This is a genomic window from Agrobacterium sp. 22-214-1, from assembly GCF_053522465.1.
The window spans coordinates 596270-609992 of the sequence record NZ_JBNWCK010000002.1 but is presented as its reverse complement, the minus strand read 5'-3'; the positions used below and the strand labels follow the sequence as shown (position 1 = coordinate 609992).

Annotated in this window: 13 protein-coding genes; 8 read left to right on the top strand and 5 right to left on the bottom strand. The window is 61.4% G+C overall.

What is annotated here, in order from left to right:
- Positions 1–3: 3 nt before the first annotated feature.
- Positions 4–354, bottom strand: coding sequence for a hypothetical protein (locus tag ACQZ5G_RS12600; protein WP_448738127.1), 351 nt, complete (start codon positions 352–354; stop codon positions 4–6).
- Between ACQZ5G_RS12600 and ACQZ5G_RS12595 the strand changes: the two genes are divergently transcribed.
- The 7 genes from ACQZ5G_RS12595 to ACQZ5G_RS12565 all read left to right on the top strand — a co-directional run bounded on the left by ACQZ5G_RS12595 (position 319) and on the right by ACQZ5G_RS12565 (position 8767).
- On the top strand, positions 319–1155 hold the full coding sequence (locus ACQZ5G_RS12595) for a GNAT family N-acetyltransferase (protein WP_003524660.1): 837 nt from the start codon (positions 319–321) through the stop codon (positions 1153–1155). The genes ACQZ5G_RS12600 and ACQZ5G_RS12595 overlap by 36 nt on opposite strands.
- A gap of 15 nt (positions 1156–1170) precedes the next feature.
- Positions 1171–2544 (top strand): aminotransferase class III-fold pyridoxal phosphate-dependent enzyme, encoded by a 1374-nt coding sequence (locus ACQZ5G_RS12590; RefSeq protein WP_448738128.1) that lies wholly within the window; start codon positions 1171–1173, stop codon positions 2542–2544.
- Between the two features lie 256 nt (positions 2545–2800).
- Entirely contained in the window at positions 2801–3514 is a 714-nt protein-coding gene (locus tag ACQZ5G_RS12585) for an HAD-IA family hydrolase (protein ID WP_003524662.1), read from the top strand.
- Positions 3515–3607: 93 nt separating this feature from the next.
- Positions 3608–5218: an ABC transporter substrate-binding protein gene (locus tag ACQZ5G_RS12580; protein WP_448738129.1), complete on the top strand. Its 1611-nt coding sequence runs from the start codon at positions 3608–3610 to the stop codon at positions 5216–5218.
- 92 nt (positions 5219–5310) lie between these two features.
- The gene (locus ACQZ5G_RS12575) at positions 5311–6261 is read left to right on the top strand and encodes an ABC transporter permease (RefSeq protein WP_003524664.1); all 951 of its coding nucleotides are present in this window, start codon (positions 5311–5313) and stop codon (positions 6259–6261) included.
- A complete protein-coding gene (locus ACQZ5G_RS12570) occupies positions 6261–7112 on the top strand; it encodes an ABC transporter permease (protein WP_269313440.1) in 852 nt (283 codons plus the stop codon). Before ACQZ5G_RS12575 ends, ACQZ5G_RS12570 begins: the two co-directional genes overlap by 1 nt.
- Positions 7112–8767, top strand: coding sequence for an ABC transporter ATP-binding protein (locus tag ACQZ5G_RS12565; RefSeq protein ID WP_448738130.1), 1656 nt, complete (start codon positions 7112–7114; stop codon positions 8765–8767). The genes ACQZ5G_RS12570 and ACQZ5G_RS12565 overlap by 1 nt, the downstream gene beginning before the upstream one ends.
- Positions 8768–8810: 43 nt before the next feature.
- Here ACQZ5G_RS12565 and ACQZ5G_RS12560 read toward each other — a convergent pair whose 3' ends face one another.
- Positions 8811–9287, bottom strand: a complete 477-nt coding sequence (locus ACQZ5G_RS12560; RefSeq protein WP_003506856.1) for an Lrp/AsnC family transcriptional regulator — start codon at positions 9285–9287, stop codon at positions 8811–8813.
- A gap of 230 nt (positions 9288–9517) precedes the next feature.
- Here ACQZ5G_RS12560 and ACQZ5G_RS12555 point away from each other — a divergent pair, with 230 nt between their 5' ends.
- Positions 9518–10843, top strand: a complete 1326-nt coding sequence (locus ACQZ5G_RS12555; RefSeq protein WP_448738131.1) for an NAD(P)/FAD-dependent oxidoreductase — start codon at positions 9518–9520, stop codon at positions 10841–10843.
- A gap of 7 nt (positions 10844–10850) precedes the next feature.
- Here the strand turns inward: ACQZ5G_RS12555 and ACQZ5G_RS12550 are convergent, their stop codons facing one another.
- The 3 genes from ACQZ5G_RS12550 to ACQZ5G_RS12540 are packed head-to-tail and all read right to left on the bottom strand — an operon-like array spanning position 10851 to position 13667.
- Positions 10851–12002, bottom strand: a complete 1152-nt coding sequence (locus ACQZ5G_RS12550) for an NAD(P)/FAD-dependent oxidoreductase (protein ID WP_448738132.1) — start codon at positions 12000–12002, stop codon at positions 10851–10853.
- Positions 11995–13377 (bottom strand): FAD-dependent oxidoreductase, encoded by a 1383-nt coding sequence (locus ACQZ5G_RS12545; RefSeq protein ID WP_448738133.1) that lies wholly within the window; start codon positions 13375–13377, stop codon positions 11995–11997. The genes ACQZ5G_RS12550 and ACQZ5G_RS12545 overlap by 8 nt, the downstream gene beginning before the upstream one ends.
- Positions 13356–13667 (bottom strand): (2Fe-2S)-binding protein, encoded by a 312-nt coding sequence (locus ACQZ5G_RS12540; protein WP_059753398.1) that lies wholly within the window; start codon positions 13665–13667, stop codon positions 13356–13358. The genes ACQZ5G_RS12545 and ACQZ5G_RS12540 overlap by 22 nt, the downstream gene beginning before the upstream one ends.
- Positions 13668–13723 lie beyond the last annotated feature (56 nt).

Genomic DNA, 13723 nt, shown 5'->3' with positions numbered 1-13723 from the left:
TCGTCATCCTTGCTTGGGGATCGGCCGTGCCGGAATGAATTGATCATAGAAAGCCTTTGCCCGGTCGGCGCACCGCAATTGCCATTCGCGGAAGCAGATTGTTGCGTATGCAGCCGCCAGTTTGGCAGAGAGTTGCGTTGAGGCAAACCGGAAGCCGCCGCCGGTCCCCGGTTTACGGCCGGGTGCGGACAAGATGCGGCATAAGATGCGGCGGCGGATAAAAGCAACAGCGAAACATATCGAACCTTCCCATTTGTCGGGACAATCTTCTTTCGGCATCGGTCTATCAATGAATAAGCAGAAAAACGGAGTTCCGGCATGCAGGCGAGCCTGATCGATATCCAAACGTTTCAACCGGACCACCTCGACGCGGCCGTTGAACTTTCCCGCCAGGCCGGCTGGCCGCACCGGAAAGAAGACTGGGCGCTGGTTCTTTCCCTGAGCAAGGGTTTCGTCGCGCTGGAAAACGGACGTGTCGTCGGAACCGCCATGGCGACAATTCTCGGAGACACCTGCGCCACCGTCAATATGGTGATCGTGGACGAGAGCATGCGCGGCCGCGGCCTTGGACGCCAGCTGATGGGCGCGGCAATGGACGCAGCAGAAAATCGCGAGTGCCGTCTTGTAGCCACGGCCGACGGCCTGCCCCTTTATGAAAAGCTGGGCTTCGCCGCCTGCGGCGAAGTGCTCCAGCATCAGGGCATTCCGGCGGCGACCGACAGGCCGGAAGGTATCATCTGGGCGGAAACCATTGATCCGGCCGAACTCGCCGCGCTCGATGCGCAGGCTTTCGGTGCGGATCGCACGGCCCTCTTTGCAGCACTTGCCGAAAGGGCGCGTTTCGCACTCGTGCAGGACCAAGGGGTCATCAAGGGCTTTGCAGCACTTCGCGCCTTCGGGCGCGGCGAAGTCATCGGCCCGGTTGTCGCGGAAAATGCTGAGATCGCGAAAAATCTGATCGCATTCGTGTTTTCTGAACGTCCCGGCGCATTCCTTCGTGTGGACACCACGGCCGATACGGGCCTTGCCCCCTGGCTTGCCGAACGCGGTCTTGGCCATGTCGGCGGCGGCATCGCCATGCGCCGGTCGAAAACCGAAATCCCCGCCGACAAAAAACTGAAAACATTCGCATTGACCAGCCAGGCGCTGGGCTGAATCCGGAGAGACCCCATGTTAAGCAATTCACTGATCGAACTGGATCGCGCCCATCTGGTGCACCCTGTCTCCTCCTTCCGCGGCCATGAGAAGCTGGGCGTGCGGGTGCTGCAATCGGCACGCGGCGCCACCGTCACCGATATGACCGGCCATCAGCTGATCGACGGATTTGCCGGCCTGTGGTGCGTCAATGCCGGCTACGGGCACGACAGCATTGTTGAAGCAGCGGCAAAGCAGATGCGTGAATTGCCTTATGCAACGGCCTATTTCGACATTGGCAGCGAACCGGCCATCCGGCTGGCCTCCGAGCTTGCCGACCGCGCGCCGGGCGATCTCAACCACGTCTATTTCACGCTTGGCGGTTCCGATGCGGTGGACAGCACCATTCGGTTCATCCGCTATTACTGGCATGCCAAGGGCCAGCCACAGCGCGACCAGTTCATTTCCATCGAACAGGGTTATCACGGCTCCACCACCGCCGGTTCGGGCCTCACCGCCCTGCCCGCTTTCCATGCCGGTTTCGGCGTGCCTTACGACTGGCAGCACAAAATCCCGTCGCACTACGCCTACCGTAACCCGGTGGGAAGCGACCCGGCCGCCATCATCGCATCCTCCCTGCAAATCCTGAAGGACAAGATCGAGACGATCGGTCCAGACCGCGTCGCCGCCTTCTATGCGGAGCCGATCCAGGGTTCCGGCGGGGTTCTCGTGCCGCCTCCCGGCTGGGTCAAGGCCATGCGCGACCTCTGCCGGTCCTATGGCATCCTTTTCGTCGCCGACGAGGTCATCACCGGCTTTGGCCGCACGGGGCCGCTGTTTGCCTGTGCCGACGAGGATATCGTGCCGGACTTCATCACCACCGCCAAGGGCCTCACCTCCGGCTACGTGCCGATGGGCGCCGTCTTCATGGCGGACCACGTCTATGATACAATAGCCGACTTCGCAGGCGAGGCCGCAATCGGGCATGGCTATACCTATTCCGCCCATCCCGTCAGCGCCGCCGTCGGCCTCGAAGTGCTGAAACTTTACGAGGGCGGGCTGCTGGAAAACGGCCGCCGCGCCGGTCAAAGGCTGATGGCGGGGCTTGAGAGCCTGAGAAGCCATCCGCTGGTCGGCGATGTCCGCGGGCGCGGCATGCTCGCCGCTGTCGAACTCGTGACCGACAAGGACAAGAAAACGCCGCTGCCCGCCGCTGCGGCCCCCGCACGCAAGGTTTTCGACCGCGCCTGGGAAAACGGCCTGATCGTGCGCGCCTTTGCGAACGGTATTCTGGGTTACGCGCCGCCGCTCTGCTGCACCGACAGCGAGATCGACGCCATCATCGAGCGGACGCTGAAAACCCTCGACCAGACGCTCGAAGACCCCGCGGTACGAGCCGCCATGGCCTGAGGCGATAGCTGGTGGCGTTGCGGCACCCTCTCGAAATGTCGCAATGCACCGCATATTCGCAATATTCTGCCGAAGAGCCGATCCATTTCGGCGAATCCGGCGTGCCGAAAGTGCCAAACTATTAATGCAAACGGCACTAAACGCCATAAAAAAGGGCGTAATCGCAAATGGGAACGGGGCAAGGATCCCGTCCGGGAACAGAATAATCTGCCGCAGGCTCCCCAAGAGGCTTAAGGCGGCAAAGCGGAGACCGACATTGCCCAAAAAACTGAGCGACTTCAAATATATGAGCTTCGACGTGGTGGGGACCCTCATCGATTTCGAAGGCGGCCTGAAATCGACGCTGGCCGCAATCGGCGCGGAAAACGGCGTGGAGGTCGATGGTGAAAAGGCGCTCGCGCTTTACCGCGCCGCCCGTTATTCCGACGCGACCGACCTGTTTCCGGATGACCTCGTCCGCGTATACCTGATTATCGCTCCCGAACTCGGCCTGCCGGCGGAACGCGCATTCGGTGAACGCCTGCGCGATGCGGCAAAAAGCTGGAAAGGCTTTGAAGACAGCCGCGCCGCCATGGCCGAGCTTGCCAAGACGCATCGCCTCATCGCCATGACCAACGCCCAGCGCTGGGCCTTCGAATATTTCTCGAAGGAACTCGGCAATCCCTTTCATGCCGCTTTCACGGCGGATGACACCGGCACCGAAAAACCCGATCCCGCCTTCTTCGAAAAGGTCTTTGCCTTTGTGGAAAGCGAGGGCGCGTCGAAGGACGACATTCTGCACGTCGCGCAAAGCCAGTACCACGATATAGGCATTTCCCGGAAACTGGGCATGACCAATTGCTGGATCGAGCGTCGCCACGCCCAGAAAGGATATGGCGGTACGATCGAGCCGGAAAACTTTACCGAGCCGGACTACCACTTCACCTCCATGGCCGGCCTTGCCGAAGCAGTGAAACAGACGGGCGGCTGAGCCGCCCCGCCAATGGCTTGCCGCGAACTGGGATGCGGCATGCCGAAAATTTCTTCAGACGCATTTCAACAAATCATACAAAAGGGGAAGACCATGAGTGACAGGATTACAAACTGGACCCGCTCCGACGATGCCGCCGTTGAACAGGCGATCCGACGCGGCGCAACGCGGCGTGAGCTGCTTCACATGCTGCTGGCGGGCGGCGTCGCCCTTTCCGCCGGTTCGGCCATCCTCGGCCGCGCTTCAAATGCCGTGGCCGCAACGCCGGTATCCGGCGGCACGCTGAAAGCTGCCGGCTGGTCCTCCTCCACCGCCGATACGCTCGATCCGGCAAAAGCCTCGCTTTCGACGGACTATGTCCGTTGCTGCGCGCTCTATAACCGTTTGAGCCTCCTCGATGTTTCCGGCACGCCGCAGATGGAGCTGGCCGAATCCATCGAAACGAAGGACGCCAAGACCTGGACGGTCAAACTGCGCTCCGGCGTCACCTTCCATGACGGCAAGGCGCTGACCGCCGACGATGTGGTCTATTCGCTGAAGCGTCACCTCGATCCGGCCGTCGGTTCCAAGGTCGCAAAGATTGCCGCGCAGATGACCGGCTTCAAGGCTCTCGACAAGAGCACGGTCGAAATCACGCTGGCGAACGCGAATGCCGACCTGCCATCCATTCTGGCTCTGCACCATTTCATGATCGTTGCCGACGGCACCACGGATTTCTCCAAGGGCAACGGCACCGGCGCTTTCAAGCTCGAAAAATTCGAGCCGGGCGTGCGTTCGATCATGGCCAAGAACACCAATTACTGGAAGTCCGGCGGCCCGCACATTGACAGTTTCGAATTCATGGCGATTTCGGACGACAATGCCCGCGTCAACGCCCTTCTTTCCGGCGATATCCAGCTCGCGGCCTCCATCAACCCGCGTGCACTTCGCCTGCTCGACAAGCAGGAAGGTGTCGTTCTTTCCAAGACGACATCGGGGAACTACACCAACCTCAACATGCGTCTTGACCAGGCGCCGGGCAACAATGCCGATTTCATCGCCGGCATGAAGTCGATCGTCAATCGCGAGCAGATCGTCAAGGCGGCGCTGCGCGGTCTGGGTGAAGTCGGCAACGACCAGCCGGTTCCGCCGATGAACCCCTATCACAATCCCGACCTCAAGCCGAAAGCCTTCGATCCTGACAAGGCGAAGTTCCACTTCCAGAAGGCCGGCCTCATTGGCCAATCCATTCCGGTCATCGCATCGGATGCGGCAAGCTCTTCCGTCGACATGGCGATGATCATCCAGGCTTCCGCCGCCGAAATCGGCGTCAAGCTGGATGTGCAGCGCGTGCCTTCGGACGGTTACTGGAGCAATTACTGGCTTAAGGCGCCGGTCCATTTCGGCAACATCAACCCGCGCCCGACACCGGATATCCTGTTCTCCCTGCTCTATGCTTCCGACGCACCGTGGAACGAAAGCCAGTACAAGTCGCCGAAATTCGACAAGCTGATGCTCGAAGCACGCGGCATGCTCGATATGGACAAGCGCAAGCAGATCTACTTCGAACTGGAAACGATGATCGCCGACGAAGCCGGCACCATCATTCCCGCCTATATTTCGAACGTCGACGCCATCACCTCCAAGCTGAAGGGGCTGGAAGCCAATCCGCTCGGCGGCATGATGGGTTATGCCTTTGCGGAATACGTCTGGCTCGAAGCCTGATAGACCATGGAGCCGGGCGCGAAAATGCGCCCGGCAGCCTTTCCGTCGTTACGGAAAGCCTCCACAATCAGGCACGTCGCAGGAGCATGTGAATGAACAGCCGGATATTATCCCTTATCGCCAGGCGGCTGGTCGTCATGCTGACGACGCTGCTGATCGTCTCGTTTATCGTCTTTTCCGCCACCAGCCTGCTGCCCGGCGACACGGCGACGATTCTTCTTGGCCAGGCGGCGACGCCGGAGGCCGTGGCCGGCCTGCGCACCGCCATGCATCTCGACGATCCGGCCCTCCTGCGTTTCGTCCGCTGGCTTCTCGGCCTGCTGCAGGGTGAACTCGGCACATCCTACGCCAACAACATGGCGATTGCCGATCTTATCGGCCCACGCTTCGTCAACTCCATGAAGCTTGCCGGCATTACCACCATCATCGCCGTGCCGCTGGCGCTGACCCTCGGCATCAGCTCCGCCATGCTGCGCGGAACGCTTTATGACCGGGCCGTCACCGTGCTGACCATCGGCGTCATTTCGGTGCCGGAATTCATGATCGCCACACTCGCCGTGCTGCTTTTCGCCGTCTATCTGAAATGGCTTCCGGCGCTGTCGCTGGTCAGCGAAGTTCACACGCTTTTCGATGTGCTGCGGGTCTATGCCATGCCGGTCATCACGCTGACCTTCGTCGTTTCCGCACAGATGATCCGCATGAGCCGCGCCGCCGTCATCGAGACGCTGGATACGCCCTATGTGGAAATGGCGCTTTTGAAGGGCGCGCCGCGCATGCGCATCGTGCTTCGCCATGCGCTTCCGAATGCGCTCGGTCCCATCGTGAATGCGGTGGCGCTGTCGCTTTCCTATCTCGTCGGCGGCGTCATCATCGTCGAGACGATCTTCAATTATCCTGGCATCGCCAAGCTGATGGTGGATGGCGTCGCGACGCGCGACCTGCCGCTGATCCAGAGCTGCGCGATGATCTTCTGCGTCGGTTATCTCCTCCTCATCACGACGGCGGATATCATCGCCATCATGTCCAATCCGAGGCTGCGCTGATGGCCGAGAATATCAAAACAACTTCGGGGACCTCGCGTTTGGGTTACAAGATCAACGCAGTCGGCGTTTTCGGCTTTCTCGTCATTTTTTTCTGGGCCATGGTCGCAATCTTCGCGCCCTATCTCATTCCGCATCCGGTCGGTGAAATCGTCGATCTCGATTATTTCGGGCCGATGACCTCCGATCTCTGGCTCGGTTCCGATTATCTCGGCCGTGATGTGTTCTCCCGCATTCTCATGGGCGCGCGTTTCACGGTCGGCATATCGCTCGCCGCCGTCACCATTGCCTGCACCTCCGGCGTCGTGCTCGGCATGTGCGCCGCCGTCATCGGCGGCTGGTTCGATGCGGCGCTGAGCCGGTTTCTCGATGCGGTGAATTCCATTCCAAGCAAGCTTTTCGGCCTCGTGGTCGTCGCCGCCGTCGGCTCTTCCATTCCGGTGCTGATCATCACGCTCTCGGTCATCTATACGCCGGGCGCCTATCGTTTCGCCCGGGCGCTCGCCGTCAACGTCAACACAATGGATTTCGTCACCGTCGCCCGGGTGCGCGGCGAAAGCCTGTTCTACCTCATCGGCTCTGAAATCCTGCCGAACATCGTCCGGCCCGTCCTGGCCGATCTTGGCGTGCGCTTCGTGTTCATCGTGCTGCTTTTATCGGGCCTTTCCTTCCTCGGCCTCGGCCTGCAGCCGCCGAATGCGGACTGGGGCGCGCTGGTGCGTGAGAACATCGGCGGCCTGCCGTTTGCGGCCCCCGCCGTCATCTTCCCGTCGCTGGCCATTGCCAGCCTGACGATCAGCGTCAACCTGCTGATCGACAATCTGCCGCAGAAAATCCGCGACAGGAGCGAATAATGAGCAATCTCGTTGAAATCCGTGGACTGAAAGTCGAGGCCACCACCGATTCCGGCCGCCGTATCGACATCATCAAAGGCGTGGACATCGACATCGCCGATGGCGAAATCGTCGCGCTGATCGGCGAGAGCGGTTCCGGCAAGACCACCATCGCGCTGACCCTGATGGGCTATGCCCGGCCGGGCTGCCGCATTTCCGGTGGCAGCGTCAAGGTGGCGGGCCAGGACATGGTGCAGCTTTCCGAAGCCGAACGCGCCAAAGTCCGCGGCACAAAAGTGGCCTATGTGCCGCAAAGCGCCGCCGCCGCCTTCAACCCGGCGCAAAAGATCATCGATCAGGTCATCGAAGTCACCCGCATCCACCATCTGATGCCGCCGCAGGAAGCGCGGACACGCGCGGTGGAACTTTTCAAGGCGCTGTCACTGCCCAACCCCGAGACCATCGGCGAGCGTTACCCGCATCAGGTGTCCGGCGGCCAGCTTCAGCGCCTCTCCGCCGCAATGGCGCTGATCGGCAATCCGAAGCTGGTGATCTTCGATGAGCCCACCACCGCGCTCGACGTCACGACCCAGATCGAGGTTCTGCGCGCCTTCAAATCGGCAATGCGCAAGAACGGCATAGGCGGCGTTTATGTTTCGCATGATCTCGCCGTCGTCGCCCAGATCGCCGACCGGATCGTTGTGCTGAAAGGCGGCGAGGTTCAGGAAACCGGTACGACCACGGATATCCTCGAAAATGCACAGCATCCCTACACGAAGGAACTGCTGACAGCCTTTCATGACAAGGCGCGTGTCATCACACCCGCCAAACAGGAGCAGGCAACGCCGCTGCTGGTTATCGAAAAGCTGATTGCCGGTTACGGAACGAAGGGCGAAGACAAGATGCCGCTGGTGCGTGCGGTGGATAGCGTCAGCCTTTCGGTCTATCCCGGTCGCAATCTCGGCATCATCGGCGAATCCGGTTGCGGAAAATCGACGCTGGCGCGCGCCATTGCCGGCATTCTGCCGGCGGCCGGCGGCCATGTCATCTTCGAAGGCCGGGAACTGGATGCGGATGCCCGGCGTCGAACCGGCGACCAGCTACGCCGGATGCAGATCGTGTTCCAATATGCCGATACCGCACTCAACCCGTCGAAACCCATCGAGGATATTCTCGGCCGGCCACTGACCTTCTATCACGGCATGAAAGGAAAGGCGCGCGACGCCCGGATCGATGAGCTTCTCGATATGGTGAAGCTGCCGCGCTCGGTGCGTCACCGCCACCCTTCCGGCCTTTCCGGCGGGCAGAAGCAACGCGTCAATTTCGCCCGCGCACTTGCCGCCGAACCCTCGCTCATCATCTGCGATGAAATCACCTCGGCGCTCGATACCGTAGTGGCGGCCGCGATCATCGATCTTCTCGGAGAGCTGCAGCGGGAGCTGAGCCTCTCCTATATCTTCATCAGCCACGATCTCTCGGTGGTGGAGACCATCTGCGACGAGATTGTCGTGATGTATGGCGGGCAGAAGGTGGAGCATCTGGAAACCGAAGCGATCAAATCGCCATCCCACCCCTATTCGAAACTGCTGTTCTCCTCCGTGCCAAAACTCGACCCGACATGGCTCGACAATCTCCAGCAGGATGCGGAGCTGGTGCGGGCGTTTTCGAAAAGGTGAGAATGAAATGATCCGGCCCGGCAACGGGCCGTTTTCTCAGACCTCACAGCGGAAACAGGCTGGTCAGCGGCATATGCGATTTGATGATCGGCGATTTCAGCACCACGAAGCTGAAATATTTGTCGATGCCCACATCCATATCGGTCAGCCGCTCCATGATCGACTGATATTCGACGATGCCAGAGGTGACGAATTTCAGCAGGTAATCGTAACCGCCCGAAACAAGGTGGCATTCCACCACCTGGTCGATCTTTTCGACAACGCCGAGGAAGCGGGCGAAATCGATCTGGCGATGGTTCTTGAGCGTGATTTCCGTAAACACCGTCAGCGTCTGGCCGAGCTTGTTGATGTTGATCTGCGCCGAATAACCCTCGATATAACCTTCCGCCTGCAGCTTCTTCACCCGCATCAGGCAGGGGCTTGGCGACAGATTGACAAGCTCCGCCAGCTCGACATTGGTGATGCGACCGTTTTTCTGCAATTCGTAGAGGATCTTGATATCGATCCGGTCAAGTTTCATCACGTGCGGAACCCCTTTTTTGTTTTTTGAACACGCGGCATAAAATTCTGGCGCGGCAAAGGAAATCTTACCACATGGGCGAGCCCTGTCGACGTGGGGATATTTTTTTGATGCAGCATAAAGAGTTGCAGAGGCCTCGCCCAACAGCAGGAGATTCCGGCAAGAGGCCCAGTCTGGCAGCGTTTACACGCCGGCTGAGGTAAATTAGGACGAATACAAGGAGTCCGACCATGCCCGCCCCGCTGCAACAGATCACGACATCGCCGGAACTGCCCATATCCGCAGACGCCGTCATTATCGGCGGCGGCATCGTCGGTGTCTTCGCCGCCTATTATCTCGCCCGGCGCGGCCTGAAAGTGGCGCTGGTCGAGAAAGGCCTGATCGGGGCCGAGCAATCCAGCCGCAACTGGGGCTGGTGCCGCCAGCAGAACCGCGACGCCCGCGAATTGCCGATTTCCACCAAGAGCCTGGCGCTCTGGGAAGAGTTTGGCGCAGAGAGCGGCGAGGACACGGGTTTTCGCCGCTGCGGGCTGTTTTACCTGAGCGACAATGAGGCCGAACTTGCCGGCTGGGCGCGCTGGCGCGACTTTGCCATTACCGCAGGCGTGACGACCCATATGCTGAGCGCCGATGAGGCGAGCGAACGTGGCCGATCCACGGGAAAGCGCTGGAAGGGCGGCGTGTTTTCGCCGACGGACGGCACGGCCGATCCTTCCATGGCGGCGCCCGCAGTGGCGCGCGCCATCATCAAGCTGGGCGGCACGGTGCATCAGAATTGCGCCGCACGCGGGCTTGAGACGGAAGGCGGCCGGGTCAGCGCCGTCGTCACCGAAAAAGGCACGATCCTCACCAAAACCGCCATCATGTCCGGCGGGGCCTGGGCGTCGTCCTTTTGCCGGCAGCTCGGCATTCGTTTCCCGCAGGCCTCCGTCCGCTCTTCCATCCTCTCCGTCACCCCGGGTGCGGAAGGGCTGCCGGATGCGCTGCACACCGCCGCCGTTTCGGCAACGAAGAGAAAAGACGGCGGCTACACGCTCGCCATCAGCGGGCTGGGACGCATCGACCCGACGGCACAGCAGATGCGGTTTGCCCGTGAGTTCATCCCGATGTTCCTCAAGCGCTGGCGAAGCCTGCGGCCGGGCGGGCTGGAAGGCATTCGCGGCGGCCATGAGACGCTGAAACGCTGGCGGCTCGATGCGCCGACACCGATGGAACGGGTTCGTATTCTCGATCCGAAACCCAATACCGCCGCCATCCGCGAGACCCATAGAAGAGCGCTGGAGCTTCTGCCCGCCCTCGGCAAAACGCAGATTTCCGCCGCCTGGGCCGGTTTCATCGACAGCACGCCCGATGGCGTGCCCGCAATCGGCGAAACCAGCGAATTGCCCGGCTTCATTCTCGCCGCCGGTTTCAGCGGCCACGGTTTCGGCATAGGGCCGGGCGCCGGCCATCTGATCGCCGATATCGTGACGGGCTCGAACCCGATCGTCGATGCCGCCCCCTATCACCCCAGCCGTTTCCTGAATTCGTCCTGGGGCAAGGTCGCGGATTTCTAACCCTCCCTTAATGGGATGCGACAGGCTCACCGCGGCGAAAACGGCCGATGTGAAAATCCGCAATCGGCGTCGTGGTCTTTCCGGTCGCTATCAGCTCCGCCATCACGTCGCCGACACCCGGGCCGATCTGAAAACCGTGGCCGCTGAAGCCAAAGGCGTAATAAAGGCCGGAGGTTGCGGCACTGTCTCCTATGACCGGCAGATCGTCGGCCATATAGCCTTCCACGCCGGACCAGGTACGGATCAGCCGGGCATGGCGCAAAGCGGGTGCCAGCCGCAGAAGCTGCCGCAACTGGGCATCGAGCCCGGCGGGATCGTATTTCGCCCGGCGTTCGTCCAGCGCGGCGGCGCATCGTTTCACCCCACCGAAAATGACATTTCCGCGCGGGATTTGCCGCATATAGATCACTTCGCCGGGAATTTTGGTGGAGACGCCAACGACCGGGTGAATGAACCATGGCAAAGGTTCCGTCACGCCCATTTGCGGGCCGGCCACTTCCAGCGGCACCGCTTCCCCCAAAGTGCCGGCAAACCCGCCGCCCCATGCACCGCTGGCGACCAGCACCACGGGCGCGCGATAATCCCCTTCCGCCGTCGTCACCCGGAAATCCTCACCGGCCTTTTCGATGGCCAGAACCTCGCAATTTTCCACGATCCTTGCGCCATCCCGCCGCGCCGCACGGGCAAAGGCGGGCGCGACGAGGCGCGGATTGGCGTGACCGTCATGCGGCGACCATGATCCGGCAACCGCTTCCGGTCCGATGAAGGGAAATTTCTGCCGGATGACCTCGCGCGGGAGGATATGCAGTTCCAGACCATATTGCGCGGCATCGTCGCGGTATTTCTCGACCGTGGATATCTGTTCTTCCGCCCAGAGAAACCGGATATGGCCGACGGGCATGAATTCCACATCCGCACCGGTCAGTTGCGGGATGCGGCTCCAGATATCCCGCGATCTGTTGGCGAGCGGAAGCTGCCCGAGGTAACGGCCCTGACGGCGGACATTGCCGAAATTGGTGCCGCTCGCCTGCTGACCGACAAGGAAACGCTCCAGCAGAATGACGCTGACGCCCCGTTGCCGCAGGAAAAACGCCGTGGCGGTTCCGACAATGCCGCCGCCGACAATAATGACATCCGCCTCCGCAAGCGCGTTACGCATCATCGTCTCCCCTCACAATCGCCAGTGGCAGCGGTTTTACTGGCGCCTGCCCGCGCAGCCGTCCCGCCGATTCCACCGGCAGGCCAGAGGCGGCGGCGACAATCTCCTGTCCCGCCTGCCCGCAAAACCGCCCCTGGCACCGGCCCATGCCGGCCCGTGAGAAAGCTTTCGAGCGATTGACCTCCGTTGCGCCCTTCCCGGTGACGCTTGCGCGTAACTCGCCCGCCGTTACCACCTCGCAGCGGCAGATGATCGTGTCGTCGGCAAGCGCCTGCGCCAACAGATGCGGCCAGGGGAAGGCCCGCGCCATTCCCTGCGCAAAGCGCCTCGCAGCTTTCAATTGCTTCTGACAGCAGCCGATCTCCGCGCGGGATGGCTTCAAACCCTGATCCTCAAGAAGCGCGAAGGCGGCAAGCCGGCCGGAGGCTTCCGCACCATCTGCACCGAGAATCCGCACGCCGTCGCCCGCCAGATAGACATTCGGCACCGAACTGCGTCCCATATCGTCCACATCCGGCAACCATTGCCGGATCGGCGGATGAAAGGAGAAGCGGCAACCGGCAAGATCGGCAAGCTGGCTTTCCGCCCGCAGATGATAACCCATACCGACCGCATCGCAGGCGAGGCGTTTTTCCTCACCGGACGCATCCCGGTAGCGAATGCCGGTCACGCCGCTCTCGGCGTCACCGATAATCTCTATCGGCACAATGCCTCGCTCGATCCTTACCCCGCCGGCCAGCAAGGCTCCAACGAGCCGCATGCCCTTGAGGAGCTGCGACGGCCGCGTGATCATCCCCGGCAGACCCTTGATCTGCGTGGAAAACGGTGTGGTATCCAACACCGCCACGGGGGCCGCGCCTGCCTTCATATATTGACAGGCAACGAGATAAAGCAGCGGCCCGGTGCCCATGAAAACCACGCGACGCCCTATCGCGCAGGCCTGCGCCTTCAGGGATATCTGCGCGGCGCCAAGCGAAAAACATCCCGGTCTCGTCCAGCCCGGCAAAGGCATGATGCGGTCGGTCGCACCCGATGCGATGATGAGGGCATCGAAATTGAGAGCTTCGGATGTCTCGGCGCGCTGAATATGAATGCGATTGTCGCGGATTGCCCATGCCAGGGTCTGCGGGCGGTAATCGATATGGTCCGAAAGCCCGTCGAATGCCTCGTGCAGAGCCTTCGCCTTGTCCGCTTCCGTGCCGTAAAGGGCCGCATAGGAACGCCGGAAATTTTGCGGCTGGCGGCGATAGATCTGGCCGCCGCTGCGATCTCCCTCATCGATGACGACGGGGCGGAGCCCCGTCCGCACCAACGCCTCGGCGGCACGCGTACCGGCGGGGCCGGCGCCCACGATCACGACGCGCAAATCTGCCATAACCCCTCCGGAACCTCGGTTCTGATATCCATGCCCGGGAGTACGGCGGTGGAGCAGGCGCGCAGCCGCTCACCTTCACCCGTCCAGACCCAGCAATCCTGACAGGCGCCCATCAGACAGAACCCCGCCCGCTCGCCATCGGCGAACTCGGACAAACGGGCAAATCCGCGCGAAAGCATCAGCGCCGTCAGCACTGTGTCTCCCTCCAGCGCCTCGACCGGCATGCCGTCGATCAGAACAGGGCAAGCCGCGCGTCGCTCTTCGGCGATGCGCCTGAATCTGGCCAGCATTCGCGTTTCCTTTCCCGAAACCTTCGCAGGCACCTCTCCTGCACCCTCACAGATTT

What these genes read in the sequence shown, in the direction of transcription:
- ACQZ5G_RS12540 (WP_059753398.1), bottom strand. Translation starts at nt 13,667, where the DNA reads ATGCTGGCCAGATTCAGGCGCATCGCCGAAGAGCGACGCGCGGCTTGC.
- ACQZ5G_RS12560 (WP_003506856.1), bottom strand. Translation starts at nt 9,287, where the DNA reads ATGAAACTTGACCGGATCGATATCAAGATCCTCTACGAATTGCAGAAA.
- ACQZ5G_RS12580 (WP_448738129.1), top strand. Translation starts at nt 3,608, where the DNA reads ATGAGTGACAGGATTACAAACTGGACCCGCTCCGACGATGCCGCCGTT.
- ACQZ5G_RS12545 (WP_448738133.1), bottom strand. Translation starts at nt 13,377, where the DNA reads ATGGCAGATTTGCGCGTCGTGATCGTGGGCGCCGGCCCCGCCGGTACG.
- ACQZ5G_RS12550 (WP_448738132.1), bottom strand. Translation starts at nt 12,002, where the DNA reads ATGCGTAACGCGCTTGCGGAGGCGGATGTCATTATTGTCGGCGGCGGC.
- ACQZ5G_RS12565 (WP_448738130.1), top strand. Translation starts at nt 7,112, where the DNA reads ATGAGCAATCTCGTTGAAATCCGTGGACTGAAAGTCGAGGCCACCACC.
- ACQZ5G_RS12570 (WP_269313440.1), top strand. Translation starts at nt 6,261, where the DNA reads ATGGCCGAGAATATCAAAACAACTTCGGGGACCTCGCGTTTGGGTTAC.
- ACQZ5G_RS12575 (WP_003524664.1), top strand. Translation starts at nt 5,311, where the DNA reads ATGAACAGCCGGATATTATCCCTTATCGCCAGGCGGCTGGTCGTCATG.
- ACQZ5G_RS12595 (WP_003524660.1), top strand. Translation starts at nt 319, where the DNA reads ATGCAGGCGAGCCTGATCGATATCCAAACGTTTCAACCGGACCACCTC.
- ACQZ5G_RS12555 (WP_448738131.1), top strand. Translation starts at nt 9,518, where the DNA reads ATGCCCGCCCCGCTGCAACAGATCACGACATCGCCGGAACTGCCCATA.
- ACQZ5G_RS12590 (WP_448738128.1), top strand. Translation starts at nt 1,171, where the DNA reads ATGTTAAGCAATTCACTGATCGAACTGGATCGCGCCCATCTGGTGCAC.